Origin of the sequence: Streptomyces arenae (genome assembly GCF_022343545.1) — a bacterium.
Classification (GTDB): Bacteria; Actinomycetota; Actinomycetes; order Streptomycetales; family Streptomycetaceae; genus Streptomyces; species Streptomyces humi.
This window is the reverse complement of record NZ_JAKQYH010000069.1, coordinates 121,035-145,939: the sequence shown is the minus strand read 5'-3', so window position 1 is coordinate 145,939 and position 24,905 is coordinate 121,035. Positions and strand designations below refer to the sequence as shown.

Here is a 24,905-nt window from a genome sequence, read left to right as displayed (position 1 = left end):
GAGCCGCATCCCCGCCGCCCGAAGTCGCGCGGCCCAACCCCGGGAGGTATCCCCCGACATGGCTGACCGCCCCACCATCCCCACCGTCCTCGTCGTCGGCGGAGGCACCTCCGGCAGCGCCCTGACGGTGCTGCTGCGCCGGGCCGGGATCCCCGTCGATCTCGTCGAGGCGAGCCCCGACTGGAAGGCCTCGGCCGGTTCCGGCATCACCCTGCAGGGCAACGCGCTGCGCGTGCTGCGCGAGGTCGGTGTCCTGGAGGACATCGAGAAGGACGGGTTCGCCGCCAACGGTGTCGCCGTCCTCGCCCCCGACGGCACCGTGATCCACGCACACGAGGAACTCCGCACCGGCGGCGACGGGTTGCCCTCCCACATCGGCATGCAGCGGCCCCGTCTCCAGCAGCACCTGATCGCCCGGGTGCGGGCCTCGGGCGCCGACGTCCGGCTCGGCACCACCGCCACCGCCTTCGAGCAGGACGAGCACGGCGTGGACGTCACCTTCTCGGACGGCACCGGCCGCCGTTACGACCTGGTGGTGGGCGCCGACGGCCTGAACTCCGCCACCCGCCGCATGATCGGCGTCACCGACGCACCCGAGCCCGTCGGCATGGGCATCTGGCGTGCCCCGGCGCCCCGCCCGGCCGGCGTGGACCGCACCGAGATGATCTACGGCGGCCGCTGCTTCATAGCCGGTTACTGCCCGACCAGCGAGGACACGGTCTACACCTACCTCGTCGAACCGGCCCGGGACCGCGCCACCCTCGACCCCGCCTCCTACGCCGACGAGATGCGAGCGCTCAGCGAGGGCTACGGCGGCGCGTGGCAGGAGCTGCGGGAAGCGTTCACCGATCCCTCGGTCGTCAACTACACGTGGTTCGACCGGCATTTGGTGGAGGGGCCCTGGCACCGCGGCCGGATCGTGCTCGTCGGTGACGCCGCCCACGCCTGTCCGCCCACCTTCGCCCAGGGTGCCGCGATGTCCCTGGAGGACGTCCTGGTCCTGGCCGAACTGCTGACCGGCCTGGACGACTGGGACCCCGGGTCCCTCGACCGGGCGCTCACCGGCTACCACGCCCGCCGGCATCCCCGGGTGCGGCTGGTCGTCGACGCCTCCTGCCAGCTCACCGACTGGATGCTGGAGGGCCGGCGGGACGCGGACGTACCCGGGCTCATGGCCCGTACCCTCACCGCCCTCAGGGAACTGCCGTGACCGAGTCCCCGTCGGCACCCACGGTCGACATCCACGCCCATCTCCTGCTCCCCGACGTGGAGGAGGCCGTGGCCGGGCAGCCGGGGCTGGCCGAGGCCCGTGCCCTGGACGCCCGCCGCAACGGGCCGGCCGCGCTCGCCGTGAACGGGCCCATGGTCGGACAGCGGGTGCCGCGGCTGACCGATGTCGCCGTGCGGCTGGCCGCGATGGACGCGCAGGGCGTGGACGTGCAACTGGTCAGCCCCTCACCGTCGCACTACCACTACTGGGCTGACGCACAACTGGCCGCCTACGTCTGCCGGTTGGGGAACGAGGGCACCGCCGGGCACTGCGCGAAGGCCCCCGACCGGCTGTACGGGCTCGGGCTGGTCCCGCTCCAGCACCCCGAACTGGCGCCGGAGTTGCTCGACCACGCACTGGCGCAGGGGCTGCGGGGTGTGGAGATCTCCTCGCACGCGCCCGGCCGTGAGCTGTCGGACCCGGCCTACGAGCCCCTGTGGACCCGGGTCGAGGAGACGGGGGCGCTGGTCTTCCTGCACCCGTTCGGCTGCACGCTCGACGAGCGGCTCGACCGGTGGTACCTGTCCAACACCGTCGGCCAGCCCGCCGAGAACGCCGTGGCGCTCTCGCACCTGATCTTCTCGGGTGTCCTGGACCGCCATCCGGGCCTGAAGCTGATCGCGGCGCACGGCGGCGGCTACCTGCCGACCCACCTGGGCCGCTCCGACCACGCCTGGCGGGCCCGCCCCGACGCCCGTGACTGCGCGCGGGAGCCGAGCAGCTACCTGAGGCAGCTGTACTTCGACTCCCTGGTCCACGACCCGCACGTGCTGCGGGAGCTGGTCCGGGTCGCGGGCGCGGACCGGGTGCTGCTCGGCTCCGACTTCCCCTTCGACATGGGCACCGAGGACCCGCTGGGCGCCCTGGGGGCGGCCGGCCTGCCGGACCCCGACTTCCATGCCGTCCGCGGCGGTACCGCCGCCGCCCTGCTGAACCTGATCTGAGGAGGAACCCCCCATGGGCAACCGTCTGCTCACCCACCTCCGGCACGTCGACCTCGCCGTGCCCGACTACGACAAGCAGCTGGACTTCTACGCCGGTGTCTGGGGCCTGACCAAGGTCGCCGAGGACTCGGGCATCTCGTTCCTGGCCGCCGAGGGCTCACCGGAGCAGTACGTGGTCCGGCTGCGCCGGGCCGAGGAGAAGCGCCTCGACCTGGTGTCGTACGGCGCCGCCTCCGCCGCGGACGTCGACACCCTGGCCGAACAACTCCTCGCGGGCGGTGTGCGGTTGATCTCGCGGCCCGGCAAGGTCGACACGCCCGGCGGCGGTTACGGCTTCCGGTTCTTCGACGTGGACGGCCGCACTATCGAGGTCTCCGCGGACGTCGAGGTACGGCGGCACCGGAAGATCGAGGAGAAGGAGTCGATCCCGGTGAAGCTGTCGCACGTGGTGCTCAACTCGCCCGACCTGGACCGGACCCGCGCCTGGTACGAGGAGCATCTCGGCTTCCGGCTCTCGGACACACTGAGTTCGCCGCACATGGGCGAGGTCATGCACTTCATGCGGATCTCCAGCCAGCACCATTCGATGGCCCTCGCCAAGGGCCCGCACACCTCCCTGCACCACGTCTCGTTCGAGATGCGCGGCATCGACGAGTACATGCGCGGCTCCGGCCGGGTCATCCGGGCCGGTTTCAAGAAGGTGTGGGGGCCGGGCCGGCACATGGCGGGCGACAACACGTTCACGTACTTCCTGGACCCGCACGGCAACACCGTCGAGTACACGACCGAGTTGGAGCTCCTCGACGAGGACACCTGGCACCCGAGCGTCTACGACTTCTCCAAGCCCGAGGTCACCGACCAGTGGGGCACGGCGAACCCGATGAACGAACTGGTCGCCAAGGAGTCGTTCAACGACGTCGACCGCGGTGTCTTCGTGGCCCCGCCGGTCTGACCGCCCCCGATCCGCACCCCCGACGACAGGACCTGCCATGCGTTTCGCCACGTACGAGTACCGCACCCGACGCCAGGTGGCCGTCGTCGACGAGGACGGCACGCTGTTTCCGCTGCCCGGCGTCGACTCGCTGGCCGGGCTGCTCGCCGGGGGCGGCGGACTGCCCGGCCTGCTGGCGGCGGGCGCGGCCGCACTCGACGTCCCGCCCGGTCCGAACGTCTCCGAGGTGCGGCTGCTGCCACCGCTCCAGCCGCCCACGGTGCGGGACTTCGTCACCTTCGAGGAGCATGTCGAGGGCGTACGACGCTCCGTCGACGGCAGCGCGGGCGTACCGGATCAGTGGTACGCGGCACCGACCTTCTACTTCACCAACCCCTATGCGGTGTACGGCCCCTACGACGACATCCCGGTGCCGCCGGGTGCGCGGGTGCTCGACTTCGAGCTGGAGGTCGCCGCCGTGATCGGCCGTGCGGGCCGGGACCTCACCCCCGAACAGGCCCGTGACCACATCGTCGGCTACACCGTCTTCAACGACTGGTCCGCCCGCGACCTGCAGTCCGCCGAGATGAAGGTGAACCTCGGACCCTGCAAGGGCAAGGACACCGCCACCACGCTGGGCCCGTACCTGGTCACGGCCGACGAACTGGACGAGTACCGGGACGCGGACGGGTTCCTGCGGCTCGCGCTGACCGCCTCGGTGAACGGCGAGGTGGTCGGTGAGGACCTGCTGTCCAACATGAGCTGGACCTTCGAGGAGATGGTCGCCTACGCCTCGCGCGGCACCTGGGTGCGCCCCGGTGACGTGCTGGGCTCGGGCACCTGCGGCAACGGTGGCTGCCTGGCCGAGCTGTGGGGCGTGCGCGGCACGCAGGACCCGCCGCCGCTGACGCCGGGTGACACGGTCACGCTCACCGTCGAGGGCATCGGCAGCGTCTCCAACACGGTGGTGGCCGGGGCGGCGGTGGTGCCGGTGCCGGCGGCCCGGCGGCGGGACCGTCGGCGTCCGTGACCGGCGCTCCGTGCACAGCACACAGCACACACGGCATCAGAAAGGCCCTCATGGACAAGGTCTGTCCGGGCGCCGCGGCAGCGGTCGCCGACATCCCCGACGGCGCGTCGCTGGCCGTCGGCGGCTTCGGTCTCAGCGGCATCCCGGCCGTCCTGATCCGGGCCCTGTACGACCAGGGCGCGAGCGGGCTGCGGGTCGTCTCCAACAACTGCGGCGTCGACGGGCAGGGGCTCGGTGTGCTGCTGGGCGCGGGCCGCATCGCCCGGGTCACCGGCTCCTACGTCGGTGAGAACAAGGAGTTCGCCCGGCAGTACCTGTCGGGCGAGCTGGAGGTGGAGCTGGTGCCGCAGGGCACGCTGGCCGAGCGGCTGCGGGCGGGCGGCGCGGGCATCCCCGCCTTCTACACCCCGGCGGGCGTCGGCACCCAGGTCGCCGACGGCGGGCTGCCCTGGCGGTACGCCCCGGACGGTACGGTCGCGCTCGCCTCGCCGGCGAAGGAGATCCGCACCTTCCAGGGCCGCCGGCACGTGCTGGAGCACGCCATCACCACCGACTTCGCCCTGGTACGGGCCTGGCGCGGCGACCGGCACGGCAACCTCGTGTTCCGCAGGGCGGCGGCCAACTTCAACCCACTGGCCGCGACGGCCGGCCGGGTCACGGTCGCCGAGGTCGAGGAACTGGTGGAACCGGGCGAGCTGGCACCGGAGGAGGTGCATCTCCCGGGCATCTACGTGCAGCGGGTGGTGCGGCTGACCGCCGGCCAGGCGGACGCCAAGGGCATCGAGAGGAGGACCGTACGCGCATGAGCTGGACCCGCGACCGGATGGCCGCCCGCGCCGCCGCCGAACTCGCCGACGGCTCGTACGTCAACCTGGGCATCGGGCTGCCCACCCTCGTCCCCGGTCACCTCCCGCCGGGCGTCCATGTGGTCCTGCACTCGGAGAACGGCATCCTGGGCACCGGCCCCTACCCGTACGAGCACGAGGTCGACCCGGACCTCGTCAACGCCGGCAAGGAGACCGTGACCGTGCTGCCCGGCGCCTCGTTCTTCGACTCCGCCCAGTCGTTCGGCATGATCCGCGGCGGCCATGTCGACACGGCCGTGCTCGGTGCCATGCAGGTGTCGGCCGCCGGCGACCTGGCCAACTGGATGGTCCCCGGCAAGACGGTCAAGGGCATGGGCGGCGCCATGGACCTCGTCCACGGCGCCCGCCGGGTGATCGTGCTGATGGAACACACCGCCAAGGACGGCACGCCGAAGATCCGCAAGGAGTGCACGCTGCCGCTGACCGGCGAGCGCTGCGTCCACCGGATCATCACCGACCTCGGCGTCCTCGACGTCACGCCCGAGGGGCTGGCACTCGTGGAGTGCGCGCCGGGGGTGACGCCGCGGCAGATCGCGGACCGCACGGACGCGCCGCTGCTCTGACCGTCGTACACCGCGCACGGCCGGCGCTACGAGAGCGGCATCACCTTGCGGTAGGCGAACACCGCGACCACCGCGACGGCCACGTGCATCAGGAGCAGCGCGGCGACGCCGATGGCGCCGCCACTGCCGTAGAGCAGGAAGTCGGGGACGAACGACACCACCACGACGGCCGGCACCAGCCGGCGTGTCAGCGCCCCCGGATCCCTGGCCACCTTGCGTACGACGGCCCAGCCCAGGGCGCCCAGCACGGTCCCGACCGCCGTCAGGAAGATGTACGACCCGGCCTTCAGGGGCTGGAAGTCGTCCGGCGCGCCGGCGGCGAGCGCGATCAGGGAGATCACCGTGTCGGCGACGGAGGCCGCCACCACCGCGGCCAGGACACCTCCCACGACGACGAGCGGACCACGGCGGACGGCGACTGTCTCAGAGGTGACGGACACGACGGACTCCAGGTAGGGGGATGCGTTTGAAGACTCAAACAGCACCTCCAGTGTCGTTCCCGTCCGTTTGACATTTCAAGTTCTCGATCCTGTCGGTCTCCTACCGACTTCGGTACTCGTCAGATGGAGGTCAGGCGCCGACGTACTGCGCGAGGTGTTGGGCGGTGAGGGTGGCGCGGGCGGCGACGAGGTCCGCCGGGGTCCCCTCGAAGACGATCCGGCCGCCGTCGTGACCGGCCCCCGGGCCGAGGTCGATGATCCAGTCGGCGTGGGCCATGACCGCCTGGTGGTGCTCGACGACGATGACGGACTTGCCGGAGTCCACCAACCGGTCGAGCAGACCGAGGAGTTGCTCGACATCGGCGAGGTGCAGGCCCGCGGTCGGCTCGTCCAGGACGTAGACGCCGCCCTTGTCGGCCATGTGCGTGGCCAGCTTGAGGCGCTGCCGCTCACCGCCGGACAGGGTGGTGAGCGGCTGGCCGATGGTGAGGTAGCCGAGACCCACGTCCGTGAGCCGCCGCAGGATGCGGTGGGCGGCCGGGAGGTGCGCCTCGCCCGAGCCGAAGAACTCCTCGGCCTCGGTCACCGGCATCGCCAGCACCTCGCTGATGTCACGGCCGCCGAGGCGGTACTCGAGCACCGACGCCTCGAACCGCTTGCCGTCGCACTCCTCGCAGGTGGTGGCGACCCCGGCCATCATCGCCAGGTCGGTGTAGACGACGCCGGCGCCGTTGCAGGTCGGGCAGGCGCCCTCGGAATTGGAGCTGAACAGGGCGGGCTTGACGCCGTTCTCCTTGGCGAAGGCCTTGCGGATCGGCTCCAGCAGTCCTGTGTACGTCGCCGGGTTGCTGCGCCGGGAGCCGCGGATGGCGCCCTGGTCGACCGAGATCACCCCGGCGCCGGCCGGGATCGACCCGTGCACCAGGGAGCTCTTGCCGGAACCGGCGACACCGGTGACCACGGCCAGCACCCCGAGCGGGATGTCGACGTCGACACCCTGGAGGTTGTGGGTGGCGGCACCACGGATCTCCAGGGCCCCGGTGGGCCTGCGGACCGTCTCCTTGAGTGCGGCACGGTCGTCGAAGTGACGTCCGGTGATGGTGCCGCCCTTGCGCAGCCCTTCGACGGTGCCCTCGAAGCAGACGGTGCCGCCGCCCGCGCCGGCACCGGGGCCGAGGTCGACCACGTGGTCGGCGATCGCGATGACCTCCGGCTTGTGCTCCACGACGAGCACCGTGTTGCCCTTGTCGCGCAGCCGCAGCAGCAGGCCGTTCATCCGCTGGATGTCGTGGGGGTGCAGGCCCGTGGTGGGCTCGTCGAAGACGTAGGTGACGTCGGTCAGCGAGGAGCCGAGGTGGCGGATCATCTTGGTGCGCTGGGCCTCACCGCCGGACAGGGTGCCCGCCGGGCGGTCCAGCGAGAGATAGCCGAGGCCGATCTCCACGAACGACTCCAGGGTGTGCTGGAGCGTGCTGAGGAGCGGTGCCACCGACGGCTCGTCGAGGCCCTTGACCCAGGCGGCCAGGTCGCTGATCTGCATCGCGCAGGCGTCGGCGATGCTGATCCCGTCGATCTTCGAGGAGCGGGCGCCCTCGCTGAGGCGGGTGCCGTCGCATGCGGGGCAGGTGGCGAAGGTGACCGCCCGTTCCACGAACTCGCGGATGTGCGGCTGCATCGACTCCTTGTCCTTGGCGAGCATCGACTTCTGGATGCGCGGGACCAGACCTTCGTAGGTCATGTTGATGCCCGCGATCTTCATCCGGGTCGGCTCGCGGTACAGGAAGTCCTGGAGTTCCCTCTTGGTGAACCTGCTGATCGGCTTGTCCGGGTCGAAGAAGCCGGACTCGGCGTAGAGACGGGAGTTCCAGCCGCCGCCCTTGTAGCCGGGGACAGTGATCGCACCCTCGTTGAGGGACAGCTTCTCGTCGAAGAGCTGGCCCAGATCGAGGTCGGTGACGGCACCCCGGCCCTCGCAGCGCGGGCACATGCCGCCGGTGATGCTGAAGCTGCGGCGCTCCTTCACCTTCTGCCCGCCGCGTTCGACGGTGACGGCTCCGGCACCGCTGATCGAGGCGATGTTGAAGGAGAACGCCTTGGGCGAGCCGATGTGCGGCTCGCCGAGCCTGCTGAAGAGGATGCGCAGCAGCGCGTTGGCGTCGGTGGCGGTGCCCACGGTGGAGCGCGGGTCGCCGCCCATCCGCTGCTGGTCGACGATGATCGCGGTGGTCAGCCCGTCGAGGACGTCCACCTCGGGGCGGGCCAGGTTCGGCATGAAGCCCTGGACGAAGGCGGGGTAGGTCTCGTTGATCAGCCGCTGGGACTCGGCGGCGATGGTGTCGAACACGAGCGAGCTCTTGCCCGAGCCGGAGACGCCGGTGAAGACCGTCAGCCGGCGCTTGGGGATCTCGATGCTGACGTCCTTGAGGTTGTTCTCGCGGGCACCGTGCACACGGATCAGTCCATGTGTGTCGGCCACGTGCGGCGTGGACGTCTGCGTCCCGGTCGTTCTGGCCATGCTCAAATCCGTCTCCATCCACTGCGCGGTGCCGGCGTCGCTGGCCGCCACGCTAGCCGGACGGGAAGGGCGGTGCTTCTCCATTACTGATCGACCGGCGGTCGCGCGCGATGCGCCCGGCCGCCCGGAGCTGGCTAGGCTGGCAGTCCCAGGGAAGGGCGGTGCCATGGATGCCGAGTCCCGGATCAGGGCCGCGATCGAGGAGCACTGGCGGGCGTCGGAGCGCGGGGACGTCGCGGCCGAGCACGCCGTCTACGCCGCCGACGCGATCCTGGACTATCCGCAGTCGGGCGAGCGCTTCCGGGGCCGGGAGACGATCGCCGCGCAGCGCGGCGGACACCCGGCCGACCGGCACTTCACCGTGCTGCGAATCACCGGCCACGCGCGGTTGTGGGTGAGTGAGTGCGTCATCACCTACGACGGTGTGCCGTCGTACTCGGTGAGCGTCATGGAGTTCGCCGACGGACAGGTGGCGCACGAGACGCAGTACTTCGCCGGGCCGTTCGGCGCGCCCGCGTGGCGGGCCGCGCTCGCGGAGCCGATGCCGGGGCGGACCGTCGAGGAGGCCTGACCTGCCGGGCACCGACGACCGATGTACGGTCGGGGTACGGCGTAGGTGCGGGCCTCCCAGCCGACATACGGGCCGGCGCCCCGCGCACGCCCGGGAGTGCCCATGGCGCAGCAAGCGAACATCGCCGCACAGACGGCTTTCGGTGAGGCCGTCATCACCGGGAACCTCGACGCGCTGGACGAGATCGTCGCACCCGATTCCGTCGATCACGACCCCGCGCCGGGACAGGGCCCGGGACCCGACGGGTACAAAGCCATGTTCAACGACCTTCGCGTGGCCTTCCCCGACCTGCGGGTCGAAGTGGAGCACCTGCTGGCGACCGACGACGAACTCGCCTTCGCCTACCAGATCAGCGGGACGCATCTGGGGCCGCTGATGGGGCGGCCGCCGACCGGCCGCATGGTGCGCTACCGGGGCATGCAGATCAGCCGCTTCGACGGTGACGGCAAGCTCGTCGAGCGCTGGGGCAGCAGCGACGAACTGGGCATGCTGCGCCAACTGGGCCTGACGTAGGGGGGCGTGACCGCCGACGAGAGCGGTCGGCCGCGTCCGACTCGGCGGTCGGGTCCAGGTCGATCGCCCGTGGGCCGACACCGAGGTGCCGGGTGTCGAGGCCGGTCATCAGCCCGATAGGTAGCGGTTCTGTCACGAGGTTGCGCCCGGATGTGCTGCGGCACCGGCGCCGCGACCGGGGGCCGCTTGTCCAGCAGGCCGGCCGGCGGCCGACTTCCAGCCGAGGTCGACCGCATCCTGTACGCCCAGATCCCCACCCTGGCCGGCGGGCAGCGCAGCGCGGACCTCGTCCGCGGTCCCGGGCGTCGGGCGGTCCGGGCCGTACCCGGAGAGCTGCCGAAGATCACCCAGTTCCCGTCGCCTCACCGGCGCCCAGGTGGCTGCCGCGTAGCTCCGCCGTGGTGACGCCGTCGGTGTATGGCGTCACCGCCGGCACCTCGTGCCCGCGCAGCAGGGGCACCTGATCTCTCGTCGACGGCCTGAGCAGGCGGCCGGGATCCGCCTGACCCCGGCGCCCGGGCCTCGCACGCCCGCAGGACGACCGCCACCGGCAGGCACCCACGCCCCGGGGCACGCGGCAGGCCGGCCGGGGCCCCGTTGCCGCGCGTCGGTGCCCGGCAGTTCGGCCCGCTCGCGCGGCTACGAAGATTTTGCGTTCTCGCGGGACGCCCATGAACCGGCCGCCACCTGCCCGGAGTCCGCTTTGTCGGGCCGGCCGGGCCGCCGGTAACTGTGAGTTCACCCGGCCTGTCTTCCTCGGCAGTCTACGCGCGTGGTGTCATGCGCACGCTCACCCACCCCCCACGTGAGCGTCCATCGACTAGGAGTCACGCATGCTGTCGAAGCTTCTCGGCCGCGCCGGTGTCGCCGTGGCGGCCGGTGCGGTCGTCGTAGCCACCGCGGTCCCCGCGAACGCCGCGAGCTACACCGCCTTCGCCTTCTCGCTCAGCAGCAGCGAGCCCACGATCTACGACTTCATCAACTCGGCCACCAGCTCGCTCGACATGACGATGTACGAGCTGGAGGACACCACGGCCGTCAACGACCTCATAGCCCTGGAGAACAAGGGCGTCACCGTGCGGGTCGTGCTCGACCGTCAGCACAAGAGCGCCAACAACTCCGCCTACACCTCCCTCACCAACGCGGGTGTGGGCGTGGTCTGGTCACCCGCCGGGTTCGTCTACACGCACCAGAAGACGATCACGGTGGACGCCACCAAGTCGCTGGTCCTGACCGGCAATCTGACCTCGCAGTACTACGCCACGGGCCGCGACTACGGCGTCTTCACCGACGACACCAGGGACGTCGCCGCGATCGAGAAGGTCTTCAACGCCGACTACGCCGGCACCTCGGTCACCCCCACCGACGGCGACCACCTGCTCTGGTCCCCCACCGACTCGCGCAGCCGCCTGCTGTCCGTGATCAACGCCGCCACCAAGACGCTCGACGTCGAGGAACTGGAGTTCAGCGACAGCACGGTGGTCGACGCGATCGTCGCCAGAGCCGAGGCGGGCGTGAAGGTGCGGGTGGTCCTGGAGACCCCGGACGACTACTCCAGCGAGGTCTCCGAGATCGAGGACGCCGGCGGCACGGTGGTCGGCTACTCCGACCCCGACGGCTTCTACATCCACGCCAAGGCCATGGTCGCCGACTACGGCCTCTCCACCCAGGAGGTGGAGGCCGGCTCCATGAACATCAGCAGCAACTCGCTCTCGAACAACCGTGAGTTGGGCATCATCCTCACGGGCACGGGGGTCGCGCAGTCGGTGGCCACGACCATCGAGACCACGTTCGACAGCGACTACTCGGGCGGCACCGCCGCGTAGCGCACCGGGGGTGAGGAGGGGCGGGCCGGGGCGGAGGCCGGCGGAAGCCGCGCCCGGCCCGCCCGTGGCGGAGCTTGCGGGCGTGGGCCGTCACCCGTCAGCATGGTGACGTGAATCTGGAGCACGTCTTCGTGTGCGGCCACCCGGCCCTCGACTTCGCCGCGACCCTCCGCGCACGCCGCACCGCCGGATTCGAGATGTTCGTGTCGCCCGAGCGGCTGGACGCCTGGTACCTCGGGTCCGGCCTGGTCGACGCCGTGTCCCCCAGCCAGGACACCGACGTCGAACGGGCCGTCGCCGTACGCGAGGCCCTGTACCGCCTGTTCACCGCCCGCCGGCTCGGCGCCCCGTACGACGCCGGGGCGCTGGCGCTGGTCAACAGCGCGGCCCGGAAGCCCGCGGCCACGCCCCAGCTCACCGCGGACGGCCGGTGGACCGTCGCGACACCCGAGGCCGCGCTGTCGAGCGTGGCACGGCTGGCCGTGGAACTGCTGAGCGGACCCGACGCGCCGCTGCTCAAGGAGTGCGGCAACCCGGAGTGCACTCGCGTCTACCTGGACCGCTCGCGGGGCATGCGGCGCCAGTGGTGCGGCATGGAGTCCTGCGGCAACAAGATCAAGGCAGCGGCCTACCGCGCCCGGAAGAAGCAGCTGCGGGACGCCGGGTGACCGGCCCGGCAGGTGCCCCGCCGACACCGTGCCCCATGGCGGGCACGGCCGACACGCCTGACATTGTGCGCATTCTTGACGCACATCAAGGCCCCGCCTAACTTCGCGGCGTCAGTCCCCCCACCTGGCGCAAGGAGTCCGAGTTCGTGCCGCACCGCACCCGCCTTCGTACGCTCACCGCCCTCGCGGCCCTGCTGCTCGCCGCTTCCCTGACCCCCGCCGCCCGGGCCGCCGAAGCGGTCCGCGTCGAGGGCACGTTGCCGTCCGGCGCGGCCTACGTCATCGACATGCCGGACAGCTGGAACGGCACCGTCCTGCTGTACAGCCACGGCTACACCGCGGCCGGCCTTCCCAACCCGGCACGGGACGCACCGGACGACGCCACCAAGTCGCTGCTGATGAAGCAGGGTTACGCGCTGACCGGCTCCTCGTACGCCACCAACGGCTGGGCGGTCACCGACGCGGTGCCCGACCAGCTCGCCACCCTCGACGCCTTCACCGGCCGCTTCGGCGCGGCCCGGCGCACCCTCGCGTGGGGCACCTCCTACGGCGGCCTGGTGACCACCACGATCGCCGAACGTCATCCGGACCGCATCTCCGGGTCGCTGTCGATGTGCGGTCTGGTGCAGGGCGGGGTCGCCACCTGGAACAGCATGCTGGACACCGCCTTCGCGCTGCGCACCCTGCTCGGCGGAACCGGCTCGGGCATCCGGCTCACCGGGCTGCGCGACACCGCCGACGCGGCAGCCCAGGCCGCAGCCATGACCGAACTGGTCGAGAGGGCGCAGACCACCGCCACCGGCCGGGCCCGGATCGCGCTGGCCGCGGCCCTGTACGACGTCCCCGGCTGGAACGACGACGCCGTCCCCCGGCCCGCGCCGGCCGACTGGGACGCGCGGCAGGCCGGCCAGTACCGGGCCGTCGTCGGTCTGATCGGCCTCCCGGCCTTCGTCTGGCGGCAGGAGGCGGAGCTCCGGGCGGGCGGCAACATGTCCTGGAACACCGGCGTCGACTACCCGGCCATGCTGCGCAAGTCGCCGAATTCCAAGGAGGTTTCGGAGCTCTACGGCACAGCGGGACGGTCTCTGCGGACGGACCTCGGGGACCTCGGCAGGGCGCCGCGCGTCGTCGCCGACCGGAAGGCCGTCGACTGGATGGACCGCACCAGCGTGTTCACCGGCCGGCTCCGGAGACCGCAGCTGGACATCCACACCACCGGCGACCCGCTGATCCCGGTGCAGGCCGAGAGCGCCCACCGGCGTGCCGTCACGGCCGCCGGCTCCGCCGCCCTGCTCCGGCAGGGCTACGTCGACAACGCCGGCCACTGCACGTTCAGCCCCGGCGAACAGGTGGCCGCGCTGCACACCCTGGAGGACCGCATCGCCTCGGGCCACTGGCGGGGCGCCGATCCGGCCTCCCTCAACGCCCGCGCCCGCGCCGCCGACCCCGCCTCGGCGGCGCGCTACACACCGTACGAGCCTGGCCCCTACCCCCGTCCGTACGACCTGGCCCACCCGCGCGACCGGCAGCGGAGCCCAGGGGACGCGGGCCGTCGTACGTCCGCCGGGTGGCCGTAATCTTGCGCACGTGAACGCCGAGATCGCACCGGAGTCCCCGGACTCCCCGCAGCCCCGCCCGCAGTCGCTCCTGCTCACCTTCTTCGGCAACCACGTACTGGAACTGGGCCCGCTGGGCGTCTACTCGGGCAGCATCATCACGGTCCTGGGGCGGGCGGGCGTCGGCGAGCAGGCCGTCCGCTCCACGCTCACCCGGATGGTCAACAGGAACCTGCTGCGGCGCCAACGGCAGGGGCGCAGGATGTACTTCGGGCTGACGCCGCTCGCCGCGCAGATCCTGCACGACGGCCGCCGTCGCATCTGGGAGACGGGCGCCGTCAACGACGACTGGGACGGGTCCTGGACGCTGCTCGGCTTCTCGCTGCCGGAGTCCTGGCAGCGCCAGCGGCACGATCTGCGTTCGCAGCTCGGCTGGTCGGGTTTCGGGCCGCTCTACAGCGGACTGTGGATCGCGCCCGGCCGGGTCGACGTCTCCGCCGTGGTCGCCGAACTCGGGCTCTCCGCGCATGTGAAGATCTTCCACGCGCTGGCCGACGAGGCGACGGACATCGACGTGATGATCCGCGACACCTGGGACCTGGAGTCGATCGCCGCCCGCTACGCGGACTTCCGCGCCCGCTGGGAGGCGTGGCGGCCCGGTGCCGACGGCGACGCCGTCGTCACCCGGCTGCGGCTGGTCAGCGAGTGGCTGGACGTCATCCGCACCGATCCGCGGCTGCCGGCCCGGCATCTGCCCGCCGACTGGCCGGCCCACGCGGCGGAGGCGACGTTCCACCGGATCGCGGCCGAGACCGAGGCGCCGGCCCGCCGGATGGCCGCGGACCTGCTGGACACCACCCCCCTGTGACCCTCCGGACCAGCACGGATCGGCAAGCGATCTATGCTGCTGGGAGCGGGAAAGCCGCCGGAGCGGGTACCCGTGTCCGGCATCGCTCTCCGTCCGTCTCTCCCGAGGAAGCCCCGTTGAACTTCTGGTCGATCTATGAGCACGGTTTCGCGCGCGTGGCAGCCTGCACGGGCCACACCGTCATCGCCGACCCGCGCGCCAACGCCGAGGCCGTCCTGCGCCAGGCCCGCCGCTGCGCCGAGGACGGCGTCGCGGTGGCGGTCTTCCCGGAACTGGGTCTGACCGGCTACTCGATCGAGGACCTGCTGCTCCAGGACGCGGTGCTCGACGAGGTCGAGGAGGCCCTCGCGACGGTGACCGCCGGTTCCGCCGAACTGCTGCCGGTCCTCGTCGTCGGCGCGCCGCTGCGCCACCGCAACCGGATCTACAACTGCGCGGTGGTCGTGCACCGCGGCCGGATCCTCGGGGTCGCGCCCAAGTCCTACCCGCCGAACTACCGGGAGTTCTACGAGCGTCGGCAGCTCGCCGCGGGCGACGACGAGCGGGGCGGCACGATCCGGGTCGGGGGCGAGAGCGTGCCGTTCGGGGTGGACCTGCTGTTCGAAGCGGCCGACGTGCCCGGTCTCGTGGTGCACGCCGAGGTCTGCGAGGACATGTGGGTACCGGTGCCGCCGAGCGCGGAGGCGGCGCTGGCCGGGGCGAACGTCCTGGTCAACCTGTCGGGCAGCCCGATCACGGTCGGCCGCGCCGAGGACCGGAAGCTGCTGTGCCGCTCGGCGTCGCAGCGCTGCCTGGCCGCGTACGTCTACGCGGCGGCCGGACTCGGCGAGTCGTCCACGGACCTGTCCTGGGACGGGCAGACCATGATCTACGAGAACGGTCAGCTGCTGGCGGAGACGGACCGGTTCCCGCTCGACGACCAGTACGCGGTGGCCGACGTGGACCTGGACCTGCTGCGGCAGGAGCGGGCCCGGATGGGTTCCTTCGACGACAACCGCCGTACCCACGCGGCGCGCACCGGCGACTTCCGGACCGTCTCCTTCCGCCTCGACCCGCCCACGGCCGACCTGGGCCTGCGCCGCCGGGTGGAGCGCTTCCCGTTCGTGCCGGCCGACCCCGAACGGCTCGCCCTGGACTGCTACGAGGCGTACAACATCCAGGTCGCGGCGCTCCAGCAGCGGCTGGCCGCGATCGGCGGCCCGAAGATCGTCATCGGTGTCTCCGGCGGGCTCGACTCCACGCACGCCCTGATCGTCGCCGCCCGCGCCATGGACCGTGCCGGCCGCCCGCGCAGCGACATCCTGGCGTTCACGCTGCCCGGCTTCGCCACCGGCGAGCACACCAAGGGCAACGCGCACCGGCTGATGAACTCGCTCGGCGTGACCGCGGCCGAGCTGGACATCACACCGACCGCGCGGCTGATGCTCGAGGAGATGGGCCACCCGTTCGCCGCCGGTGAGCCGGTGTACGACGTCACGTTCGAGAACGTGCAGGCCGGGCTGCGCACCGACTACCTGTTCCGGCTCGCGAACCAGCGTGGCGGCATCGTCCTCGGTACCGGTGACCTGTCGGAGCTGGCGCTCGGCTGGTCGACGTACGGCGTCGGCGACCAGATGAGCCACTACAACGTAAACTCCGGGGTGCCGAAGACGCTGATCCAGCATCTGATCCGGTGGGTGATCAGCAGCGAGCAGTTCGACCCGGAGACCGGCCGGACCCTGACCGCGATCCTGGACACGGAGATCAGCCCGGAGCTGGTGCCGGGCGAGGAACTGCAGTCCACCGAGTCGAAGATCGGTCCGTACGCGCTGCACGACTTCACCCTGTACCAGGTGCTGCGGCACGGCTTCCGGCCGTCGAAGATCGCCTTCCTGGCCTGGCACGCCTGGCACGACCGGGCCGCGGGTGCCTGGCCGCCGGGCTTCCCGGACTCCGAGCGGAAGGCGTACGACCTGGCGGAGATCCGGCACTGGCTCGACTACTTCTGCCGTCGCTTCTTCGCCTTCGCCCAGTTCAAGCGCTCGGCGATGCCGAACGGCCCGAAGGTCTCGGCGGGCGGCTCCCTCTCCCCGCGCGGCGACTGGCGTGCCCCGTCCGACAGTTCGGCGCGGGCCTGGCTGCACGACCTGGAGCGGGTACCGGAGCAGTGATCCGTGGCCACGGCGGGGGAACGTCCGCGCGATTTGGCGTGCGTCCCCCTGCCGGGGTAGGCTCGATCTTGGGCGAGGCACTCAAATCCGAGTGAAGCGCGCTGCGTTGGTGGTCCAAGGAAAGACGCCCCGCTTCCTGCGGGGAAATGCAGGTGCAAGGCCTGCCCGGCGCTCCGATCGAAGAGTCCCGCCCCTGATCCGTCGGGGGCGGGACTTTTCGCGTGCCGGGAAGCGGGTCGGGTGCGGCTCCCGGCGGCGCTGGGACGCACTCTGACGGGTGAACATCCGGCCGGAGCCGACCGATGGTGCAAACGGGCTGGTCAAGGCCTTCGCCGCAGGGCGACGAACACCACGCGCGACCGCAGGAGCGGTTGCGGTGACCTGTGTCGCTTTCCACGGTGGGGACAAGGACAGCAGTCTCGAAAGGAACCCCATGCGCACCCTGGTCTCCCGTGGCTTCCTCATCTCGCCCCTGGTCTGTGCCGCTCTGGTCCTCGGCCCGGCCGCCGCCACCGCTGCCGCCGCCGACGCCGGCCGAGACGCGCCGGGACGCGGTGCCGCACAGCGGGTTCCGGCGTCCGGCGCCGACCTCGCCACGCTCCTGGACCGGCTCGAAGCGACGCACGACCCCCGACTCGTCGGCCCGTTCCTCACCACGGTGCCCGGCGCCAGGCTCGACCCGGCCGGAGCCGCCGCCTACGCGCAGGCGGTCCGGAAGTGGAGCGACACCGTCAAGGAACACCTCAGGGCCACCGGCGCCCGGGACTCGGCGCACCGCGCCGGTACCCGGGCGGCCGACCCGGTGTCGGACCTGGTGAACGCCATCGAGGCCGCCGTCGCCAAGCTGCTGAGCGCGGTGACCTCGCTCGACCTCGGCGGAGTGGTGAGCGCCGTCACCGGGCTGCTCGCCCCCCTCCTCGACGCGGTCACCGGGCTCCTCGGCACTGCCGTACCCGCACTCCCGGCACTGCCCACCACGGACACCGCCGCCGCCACGACGACCGTGGCTCCGTGAGCGCCTGACACACCGCCACCGCGGCCGGACCGGCCGCCGCGGCTTCAGCCCTCGTCCCAGCCCGGTGCGGTCCGCAGGACCCGCTCCGCGACCCGGAGGAGGGCTGTGTCGTCGGGCAGTACGTCGTCCTGGCGCCAGAGCGCGATCTCGAAGGCCCCCTTACCGTCGTCCTCGGCGTGCCGCGAGACCAGTACGCAGCGCGCCGTGCCGCCGGGACCCGAGGTGGCCTTGCCGCCGGCGAGGTCGAACCCGATGGAGAAGGTCGGGCTGGAGTAGACGACGGCCGGATGCCCCAGCACCGTCGTCCGCCTGGTGCCGGCGAGCAGGTCGCCCGTCTCCCCGACACGCATGTCGTCATAGGCCGCCGACAGCTTCACGGAGTACGTCTTCAGGGTCACCGTCGCGTCCGGCGAGGGAATCTTCGTGCCGCCGGAGAGGGTGATCCAGTCGCCGTTGCCGTCGGCGGTCTCGATCCGTTCACGGGGCGTACCCAGCAGCGCCGGCAGGTCCGGGCGGTTCAGCAGCGCGCACAGCCGGGCGCCGGAGACGTACCGGGCGGGCAGCCGGTCGTGCGAGGTGGTGCAGGTGGCCGGTTCGCTGCTGGTGTCCTTCTGGTGGACGAACTGCTTCTGCGCCCACAGCGCGCCCATCACGACCGCCAGCAGGGCCACCGCCGCGAGTGCCTGCACCACCGGTCTGCCGTGCTTTTCGGGCTCGCCGAAACCTTCGCTCATGTCCCCCACCCCCGCTGTGCGTCCCCTGTGCGCGTGGAGCCTAACGGACGTTCACGGCGTGGGCACACGGAGCACAGCCCCTCGGTGGCCGTGGCCTCCTCCGGGGGTGTTTGATGGCGGCTGCACGTTGTTCGATGGCGGCAGCACGCTTCATCCCGGAGGAAGCAGAGGTGGACACGGTGGCCGACGGACGGGTCGTCGAGGCGTACGGGAGCGCCCTGGTGGTGCGTCGCGCGCCGCGGGAGCGGGCCCGCGCGGCGGTACTCGTCCTGCACGGCGGGCAGGAGCACGGGCTCGGTCCGGCGCGCCCCTGGCAGCCGGCCGCCCTGCGGATGCGGCCCTTCACGGGTGTCGCGGCCTCCGTCTCCTCGCCGCGTGACGTGCTGGTGGGCCAGGTGCGCTACCGCTACCGGGGCTGGAACGACGCGGCCGACCCGCTGCACGACACCCTGCGGGCCCTCGACGAACTGCGCGGACTGGCCGGAGACGTGCCGGTGGTGCTGGTCGGGCACTCCATGGGCGGGCGTGCCGCGCTCCGCGCCGCCGCCGATCCCGGGGTGCGCGGCGTGCTGGCGCTGGCGCCCTGGTGTCCGCCCGACGACCCGGTGGACGACCTCGACGGCACGCGGATCCTCGTACTCCACGGGGACCGGGACCACACCACCGAGCCCGGTGAGTCGGCCGCGTACGTACGGCACGCCCGTGAGGCGGGGGCCGAGGCCGGGATGGTGCTGCTCCGGGGGTGCGATCACGCGATGCTCCGGCGCAGCCGGGACTGGCACCGCGCGTCCGCCGCCGCCATCAGGCGGTTGCTGCGTCCCGAACGTGATCTGGACGGCTGGACGGCGGAGGCCTGCGCGGCGGACGGACCGCTTCTGCGCTGAGACCCGCCCTGGTAGGGTGCCGCAGCCGTGCCGCGCGACACCCCCCACCGGTTCCACGCAGAGGACTGATGATGCCGATCAGGCACTCGCTCAAGATTGTCACGTACCTGACAGCAGTGCTCCTGGTGCTGACCCTGTTGCCCACCGCCCTGGCACGGCCGGCCGCCGCGGCCGACACCTGGCGGGGGCCGCTCTCCACCCGGGGCCGCTGGATCGTGGACGCCGACGGGAACCGCTTCCGGCTCAAGGCGGCCAACTGGGACGGCGCACAGGGTTCCTGGACCGGCAGCGGCAGCGTCACCGACCCGGCGAACCACCACGCCGGCCAGGACTCGTACGGCATCCCCCTCGGCCTGGACCGCGTACCCCTGACCCAGCTCCTCGCGGACTTCGCGGCGCTGGGCATCAACAGCGTGCGGCTGCCGTTCTCGAACGAGATGATCCACACGACGACCGCCGTGCCGGACGCCGCCGTCACGGCCAATCCCCGGCTGCGCGGCAGGACACCCCTGGAGATCTACGACGCGGTCGTCGCCGCGCTCACCGGCGCGGGCTTCGCCGTCATCCTCAACAACCACACCAACACCTCGCGTTGGTGCTGCGGCGTCGACGGCAACGAGCGCTGGAACAGCGGCCAGTCCACTCAGCAGTGGGCCGACGACTGGGTCTTCATGGCCCGCCGGTACGCCGGCAACTCCCGGGTCGTGGGCGCCGACCTCTACAACGAGGTACGCCGGGACGTGCTGGACGACCCCAACTGGGGCCTGGGAGACGGCCACGACTGGTACGCGGCGGCCCAGCTCGCCGGCGACCGCATCCTCACCGAGGCGAACCCGAACCTCCTCATCGTCGTCGAGGGCATCAACTGGACCGGCCTGCCGGTCGACGGGTTCCCGCACGGCCGCCCCGTCCTCACCCCCGTCCGCACCCTGTCGAACACCCTCGTCGACGCCCACAAACTCGTCTACTCGGCCCACTTCTACGGCTACACCGGCCCTCGGCACAGCGGCGCCACCGGCATCGGGGAGACCAGCGACCCCCGTTACCAGGACCTGACCCGAGACGAGCTGTACCAGGCCCTCGCCGACGAGGCGTTCTTCGTCACCACCGAGGGCAGGCACTACACCGCCCCCGTGTGGGTCAGCGAGTTCGGCGTCGGCGCGAACGAGACGGGTACGGCGGCCCGCGCCTGGTTCGGCAACATCACCGACTACTTCGCCGACCACGACACCGACTTCGCCTACTGGCCGCTGGTCGGCTGGGAGGGCCACGACGACTGGGCGCTGCTGCGCTACGACACCGCCGGGCACCGTTCCGGCATCCTCGACGGCGGGGACTGGCGGGCCACGGCCTGGTCCCGCCTCATGAACTCCGCCGGCCGCACGGGGTACGTCGAACCGGGGACGACCTGGCGGATGCTGTCCACCGACCACGGCGACCAGGTCGAGTCCCTGCGGGTGCGCGCGGGCGGCGACTGGGACTCGGGCGCCTACAAGGCGGTCTGCCCGGACGGGCTGCGGCTGATCGGTCTGGCGCACTCCGGCGGGCGCGGCCTGTGCACCGACGCGCGGGCCGGTGATCTGCGGGCGGCGGACGGCGACCGGACGGTCGTCACGGACGAGCGGTACGTCCCGGCGGGCGGCGACTGGGCGTCCGGCTACACCAAGTTCCAGTGCCCGGCGGGCCGGTTCGTCGTCGGCTACAGCCGTCGCGGGGAGCGGGTGTCGGCGGCGCTGTGCGTGCCGGCCCGCGCCGCGCTCGGCACGGGCGGCCGGACGGTGTGGTTCGACCGGTCCGACAGCCGGCCCGCCGACGGGGCGGGCGACGACTTCGCGTCCGGCGCCTACAAGGGACAGTGCGACGCCGGCGAGTACATCGCGGGCGTCGCCTTCACCACCCGGGTGGGAAGCGCGCAGGGACCCGCCGCCGTGCTGTGCGCAACGTTGTAGCCGGCCAAAGGACTCCCGTTCCTCAGCCGAAGTCGGCCATCGGCCCGCGCCCGGCCGGCGCACCGGCCCGTGTCAGGTCGTCGTGGTGCGGCGGGGGGCCGGGGGCGTCGGCGGCGGCCTGGAGGATGGACTGCTGGAGGCGGCGCAGGCGTGCCGACGGTTCGAGCCCGAGTTCCCTGACGAGCAGGGTGCGCAACTGCCGGTAGACCTCCAGGGCCTCGCCGCGGCGACCGGAGCGGTAGAGGGCCAGCATGAACTGCGCGTGCAGGTTCTCGTGGGAGCGGTAGCGGGCGGTCAGGACGGTGAGTTCGGCGAGCAGCTCCCGGTGCCGGCCGAGCCGCAGATCGGCCTCGATCCGCCGGTCCAGCGCGCACAGCCGGCTCTCCTCCAGCCGGCGCGCCTCCATGGCCAGATGGGCTCCGGTGGACACGTCGGCGAAGGGCGGACCGCTCCACAGGTCCAATGCCTGACTCAGGGTGCGGGAGGCGTCCGCGTGGTGCTCCTCGTCCATGGCGCGACAGCCCAGTTCGCGGAGCCGCTCGAACTCGCGGATGTCGCTGCGGCCGCCCCCGGTGGCGAGGAGATAACCGCCGGGCAGCGTGGTCAGGACGTCCTTCGCGGACCGCGTGCCGGGGCTGCCCGGTCCGGCGGGCCGGTGCAGTGCCGCCGCGATGAGCTCCCTGAGCTGGAGCACATAGGTCTGGAGCGTGGTGCGGGCGGTGCGCGGCGGGGTGCCCGCCCAGAGCTCTTCGACGAGGGTCGCGACGGGCACCACCTGGTCGGCGCGCAGGGCGAGCAGGGCCAGCACCTGGCGCGGCTTCGGCGCGGTCGGGGCGATGGAGACCCCGTTCACCGTCACGTCCAGCGCACCCAGCAAGCCGATGTCCACACGCGTCTCCCTGTTGCTCTCACCTGACACCCCGCCAGTAGAAAACAGCACGACCGGTCTGTCAACCGACCTACGGCCGGACGACCTCCAGTGAACCCGTCGGAGAACGGCCGCACCCCCTCGGCCGCTCCCTTGCACGGAGAAAGGCCTGCACAGCGCCGCAAGTTGACTGACCGACGGGTAAGTGCGACACCGCCGAGAGCGCTCGGACCCGGCTCCCCGGCCTGGAGAGCGCGGGCCAGAAGACCAACCGAATCAAACCATCTGGTCTGTTACTTGACGGTCTTCCAGGTCAGCCGACCCGTCCCGGGCACGCGATCACGGGTACTGACCGGTCCTGTCGGATCGGTGACCGCGGACATCCACCCGGCGCACACCGATGACACCCCCGACGTCACTTGTCGTATGATTCGACCAAGTTTTGTCCAACGTGCGCCGATATCGTTTCCAGCCGTGTGCCGGTGGGACAGACTCACCCGCGGAGGGGGGACGAGCACGGCCGTTTCACGCCGGACGTGCCATCCCGCAGTGTCGCGTCGTCTTGGGGAAGGCGGCGAACAGACCAGCGGAGGAATGCATGACGCAGTCGCTTCCGGGGCAACGCCCTGCCCAGGAGCAGGCGTTGACCGGGCGCGGGCGCCCACCGGTCGTGGTGATCGGCGCCGGTCCGTACGGCCTTTCGGTGGCCGCCCACCTGCGGGCGGCCGGGGTGCCGGTCCGGATCTTCGGTGAGGTGATGGGCAGTTGGCGGCACGCCATGGCGACCGGGATGTTCCTGAAATCGACGCCGGACGCCACCGACCTGTCGGCGCCGGAGCCCGGCGGCCGGCTGGCGGACTTCCGGCGCGTGCACGGCGAGCCGGAGCTGACCGAGCTGACCCCGATCCCGTGCGATGTCTTCGTACGGTACGGACAGTGGTTCCAGAAGCGGTACGTCGGCGAGGTCGAGCCCGCCCGGGTGACGGCGGTCGAGCGGGCCGCCTCAGGAGCCGGCTTCCTGGTCCGGGCGGACGACGGCCAGGAGACGGCGGCGGCCGGGGTGGTGGTGGCGACCGGGCTGAACGGACTGGCCCATGTCCCGGCGGAGTTGCGGCACCTCGCACCTGAGGGACCCGGCCCGGGCACGGTCGTGTCGCACACCAGTCACCACACCGACCTGTCCGGGTACGCGGGGCGGCGGGTCACGGTGGTCGGCGGTGGCCAGTCGGCACTGGAGAGCGCGGCGCTGCTGCACGAGGCCGGTGCTGAGACGCAGGTCCTGGTGCGCGAGCGGACGGTGCTGTGGGGCATGCCCCCGGACCTGGCCCGGCCCTGGACGCAGCGGCTGGCCAGGCCGGCCTCCCCGCTGGGCACGGGCTGGGTCCTCGCCGCGGTGTGCGCCGCGCCGGGCGGGGTGCGGTGGCTGCCCGCGCCGGCCCGGCTGCTGCTGTTCCGGCGGGCGCTCGGCCCGTCGGGCGGCTGGTGGCTGCGGGACCGGGTGACGGGCGTCGTACCGGTGCACACCTCGCGGCGGGTCACCGCCGCCGTGGTCCGCGGGCCGGAGGTGCACCTGGAGGTCGCCGGCCCCAGGGGCCGGCGCGAGACCCTCGCCGTCGACCATGTGCTGGCCGCCACGGGTTACCGGCTGGACCTGGCCGCGCTGCCCTACCTGTCCCCCACGGTACGGCGTGCCGTGGCGTGCGTGCCGGGGTCACGGGCGCCCGCGCTGCGGGGGACGTTCGAGTCGTCGGTGCCCGGTCTGTACTTCACGGGCTCGCTCGCGGCCCCGATGTTCGGGCCGATGATGCGGTTCGTGGCGGGGACCGAGTTCGCGGCCGTCCGCATCGCACGGCACCTGGCATCCACCTGACGGGCCGTCAGCCGAGCTGATCGACGGGATCCGTCGCGTCGGGGGCCGTGGCGTCACGCGCGTCGCCGGGCGTGACGGCGCCTGCGGGCGCGAGGTCGGGCGTGGCGGCCCCCGATGCCGTGAGGTCGGGCGCGGTGTCGTCCGCGGGGGCCGTCGGCACGGCCTGCCGCGTGTGCCTGCCATCCCGGAACCCGAGTCAGAAACGGCGCGGACGGTTTGTCACACCCGGCATCGGTCGGCGGGCGGGACTCCCGGACCCGGGTCAGGAATCGGACCGCGCGGCGCCCGCGAACTCGTGCGTCGGAGAGGCGAGCTGGGGAAGCACCAGCGACCAGAACTGTTCGACGTGCTGGGACGAGATCAGGTCGCCGGCGCCGATCAGCCCGAAGCCGACGGTCGCGGCGACTATCACCGCGGCGACCCGGTCCGGGGACACCCCCTCGGCCAGTTCGCCCTCGCGCTGTGCTCGCAGCAACTGTTCGCAGACCCAGGCGCGCCACCAGCAGCCGAAGCCCGGGGCGCTCTTGCGCGAGGGATCGACGCTCAGCCGGAAGCCCGCGCGGACGACGACGTCGGTGGCGACCGCGACCAGCAGTTCCCGGGTGACCGTCACCACCAGGTGCAGCGCGGAGGCGGCGGACTGCCGCCGGTCGGCCACCAGTCGCTCGACGGAACGGCGGGCCTCGCTCTCCACCTCGATGGCGAGGGCGTCCTTGCTGGCGAAGTGGAAGTGCAGCGCTCCGGCGCTCACTCCCGCCCGTCGGCTTATCGCGGGCAGCGAGGACAGGGCGTAACCGTCCTCGGAGAAGATCTCCGCTGCTGCGAGAACGAGGGCCTGGCGGGTTCTGGCCGCCCGGAGTTGCTTGACCATCGC

23 protein-coding genes are annotated in these 24,905 nt (G+C 72.1%); 17 read left to right on the top strand and 6 right to left on the bottom strand.

Going from position 1 to position 24,905, the window contains the following annotated elements:
- The first annotated feature begins 58 nt into the window (after window positions 1–58).
- The 6 genes from MB828_RS32280 to MB828_RS32255 are packed head-to-tail and all read left to right on the top strand — an operon-like array spanning window position 59 to window position 5,604.
- Window positions 59–1,210 carry an FAD-dependent oxidoreductase gene (locus MB828_RS32280; protein ID WP_301651267.1) on the top strand — a complete coding sequence of 384 codons (1,152 nt, stop codon included), beginning with the start codon at window positions 59–61 and terminating at the stop codon, window positions 1,208–1,210.
- Window positions 1,207–2,214: an amidohydrolase family protein gene (locus MB828_RS32275; protein WP_301651266.1), complete on the top strand. Its 1,008-nt coding sequence runs from the start codon at window positions 1,207–1,209 to the stop codon at window positions 2,212–2,214. Before MB828_RS32280 ends, MB828_RS32275 begins: the two co-directional genes overlap by 4 nt.
- Window positions 2,215–2,227: 13 nt before the next feature.
- The gene (locus MB828_RS32270; protein ID WP_301651265.1) at window positions 2,228–3,166 is read left to right on the top strand and encodes a VOC family protein; all 939 of its coding nucleotides are present in this window, start codon (window positions 2,228–2,230) and stop codon (window positions 3,164–3,166) included.
- A gap of 37 nt (window positions 3,167–3,203) precedes the next feature.
- A complete protein-coding gene (locus MB828_RS32265) occupies window positions 3,204–4,175 on the top strand; it encodes a fumarylacetoacetate hydrolase family protein (RefSeq protein ID WP_301651264.1) in 972 nt (323 codons plus the stop codon).
- A gap of 50 nt (window positions 4,176–4,225) precedes the next feature.
- Window positions 4,226–4,981, top strand: a complete 756-nt coding sequence (locus MB828_RS32260) for a CoA transferase subunit A (protein WP_301651263.1) — start codon at window positions 4,226–4,228, stop codon at window positions 4,979–4,981.
- Window positions 4,978–5,604: a 3-oxoacid CoA-transferase subunit B gene (locus MB828_RS32255; protein ID WP_301651262.1), complete on the top strand. Its 627-nt coding sequence runs from the start codon at window positions 4,978–4,980 to the stop codon at window positions 5,602–5,604. The genes MB828_RS32260 and MB828_RS32255 overlap by 4 nt, the downstream gene beginning before the upstream one ends.
- A gap of 26 nt (window positions 5,605–5,630) precedes the next feature.
- Here the strand turns inward: MB828_RS32255 and MB828_RS32250 are convergent, their stop codons facing one another.
- Window positions 5,631–6,044: a DUF6069 family protein gene (locus MB828_RS32250; protein WP_301651261.1), complete on the bottom strand. Its 414-nt coding sequence runs from the start codon at window positions 6,042–6,044 to the stop codon at window positions 5,631–5,633.
- 130 nt (window positions 6,045–6,174) lie between these two features.
- Window positions 6,175–8,559, bottom strand: coding sequence for an excinuclease ABC subunit UvrA (locus tag MB828_RS32245; RefSeq protein ID WP_301651260.1), 2,385 nt, complete (start codon window positions 8,557–8,559; stop codon window positions 6,175–6,177).
- Window positions 8,560–8,725: 166 nt separating this feature from the next.
- Here MB828_RS32245 and MB828_RS32240 point away from each other — a divergent pair, with 166 nt between their 5' ends.
- From MB828_RS32240 to MB828_RS32205, 8 genes are all read left to right on the top strand, one after another.
- Window positions 8,726–9,130 (top strand): nuclear transport factor 2 family protein, encoded by a 405-nt coding sequence (locus MB828_RS32240; RefSeq protein ID WP_301651259.1) that lies wholly within the window; start codon window positions 8,726–8,728, stop codon window positions 9,128–9,130.
- 102 nt (window positions 9,131–9,232) lie between these two features.
- Window positions 9,233–9,643: an ester cyclase gene (locus MB828_RS32235; protein ID WP_301651258.1), complete on the top strand. Its 411-nt coding sequence runs from the start codon at window positions 9,233–9,235 to the stop codon at window positions 9,641–9,643.
- An 833-nt stretch (window positions 9,644–10,476) separates the two neighbouring features.
- Complete coding sequence (locus tag MB828_RS32230; RefSeq protein ID WP_301651257.1) at window positions 10,477–11,469, top strand: phospholipase D-like domain-containing protein; 993 nt, start codon at window positions 10,477–10,479, stop codon at window positions 11,467–11,469.
- A gap of 110 nt (window positions 11,470–11,579) precedes the next feature.
- A complete protein-coding gene (locus tag MB828_RS32225) occupies window positions 11,580–12,137 on the top strand; it encodes a CGNR zinc finger domain-containing protein (RefSeq protein WP_301651256.1) in 558 nt (185 codons plus the stop codon).
- 146 nt (window positions 12,138–12,283) lie between these two features.
- The gene (locus tag MB828_RS32220; RefSeq protein WP_301651255.1) at window positions 12,284–13,714 is read left to right on the top strand and encodes an alpha/beta hydrolase family protein; all 1,431 of its coding nucleotides are present in this window, start codon (window positions 12,284–12,286) and stop codon (window positions 13,712–13,714) included.
- 10 nt (window positions 13,715–13,724) lie between these two features.
- Complete coding sequence (locus MB828_RS32215; RefSeq protein ID WP_301651254.1) at window positions 13,725–14,561, top strand: PaaX family transcriptional regulator; 837 nt, start codon at window positions 13,725–13,727, stop codon at window positions 14,559–14,561.
- A gap of 116 nt (window positions 14,562–14,677) precedes the next feature.
- The gene (locus MB828_RS32210) at window positions 14,678–16,711 is read left to right on the top strand and encodes an NAD(+) synthase (protein ID WP_301651253.1); all 2,034 of its coding nucleotides are present in this window, start codon (window positions 14,678–14,680) and stop codon (window positions 16,709–16,711) included.
- 433 nt (window positions 16,712–17,144) lie between these two features.
- On the top strand, window positions 17,145–17,726 hold the full coding sequence (locus MB828_RS32205; protein ID WP_301651252.1) for a hypothetical protein: 582 nt from the start codon (window positions 17,145–17,147) through the stop codon (window positions 17,724–17,726).
- A 44-nt stretch (window positions 17,727–17,770) separates the two neighbouring features.
- Here the strand turns inward: MB828_RS32205 and MB828_RS32200 are convergent, their stop codons facing one another.
- The gene (locus tag MB828_RS32200) at window positions 17,771–18,460 is read right to left on the bottom strand and encodes a DUF6215 domain-containing protein (protein WP_301651251.1); all 690 of its coding nucleotides are present in this window, start codon (window positions 18,458–18,460) and stop codon (window positions 17,771–17,773) included.
- A gap of 134 nt (window positions 18,461–18,594) precedes the next feature.
- Between MB828_RS32200 and MB828_RS32195 the strand changes: the two genes are divergently transcribed.
- Window positions 18,595–19,344 (top strand): alpha/beta fold hydrolase, encoded by a 750-nt coding sequence (locus MB828_RS32195; protein ID WP_301651250.1) that lies wholly within the window; start codon window positions 18,595–18,597, stop codon window positions 19,342–19,344.
- 68 nt (window positions 19,345–19,412) lie between these two features.
- Complete coding sequence (locus tag MB828_RS32190; RefSeq protein ID WP_430381456.1) at window positions 19,413–21,293, top strand: glycoside hydrolase family 5 protein; 1,881 nt, start codon at window positions 19,413–19,415, stop codon at window positions 21,291–21,293.
- A gap of 22 nt (window positions 21,294–21,315) precedes the next feature.
- Here the strand turns inward: MB828_RS32190 and MB828_RS32185 are convergent, their stop codons facing one another.
- Entirely contained in the window at window positions 21,316–22,182 is an 867-nt protein-coding gene (locus tag MB828_RS32185; RefSeq protein WP_301651249.1) for an AfsR/SARP family transcriptional regulator, read from the bottom strand.
- A 577-nt stretch (window positions 22,183–22,759) separates the two neighbouring features.
- Between MB828_RS32185 and MB828_RS32180 the strand changes: the two genes are divergently transcribed.
- Window positions 22,760–24,031, top strand: coding sequence for an FAD-dependent oxidoreductase (locus tag MB828_RS32180; RefSeq protein ID WP_301651248.1), 1,272 nt, complete (start codon window positions 22,760–22,762; stop codon window positions 24,029–24,031).
- A 7-nt stretch (window positions 24,032–24,038) separates the two neighbouring features.
- On the opposite strand, the gene MB828_RS32175 is transcribed toward MB828_RS32180, so the two are convergent.
- Both MB828_RS32175 and MB828_RS32170 read right to left on the bottom strand, forming a co-directional pair.
- Window positions 24,039–24,191 carry a hypothetical protein gene (locus MB828_RS32175; RefSeq protein ID WP_301651247.1) on the bottom strand — a complete coding sequence of 51 codons (153 nt, stop codon included), beginning with the start codon at window positions 24,189–24,191 and terminating at the stop codon, window positions 24,039–24,041.
- Window positions 24,192–24,293: 102 nt separating this feature from the next.
- Entirely contained in the window at window positions 24,294–24,902 is a 609-nt protein-coding gene (locus MB828_RS32170; protein ID WP_301651246.1) for a ScbR family autoregulator-binding transcription factor, read from the bottom strand.
- Window positions 24,903–24,905 lie beyond the last annotated feature (3 nt).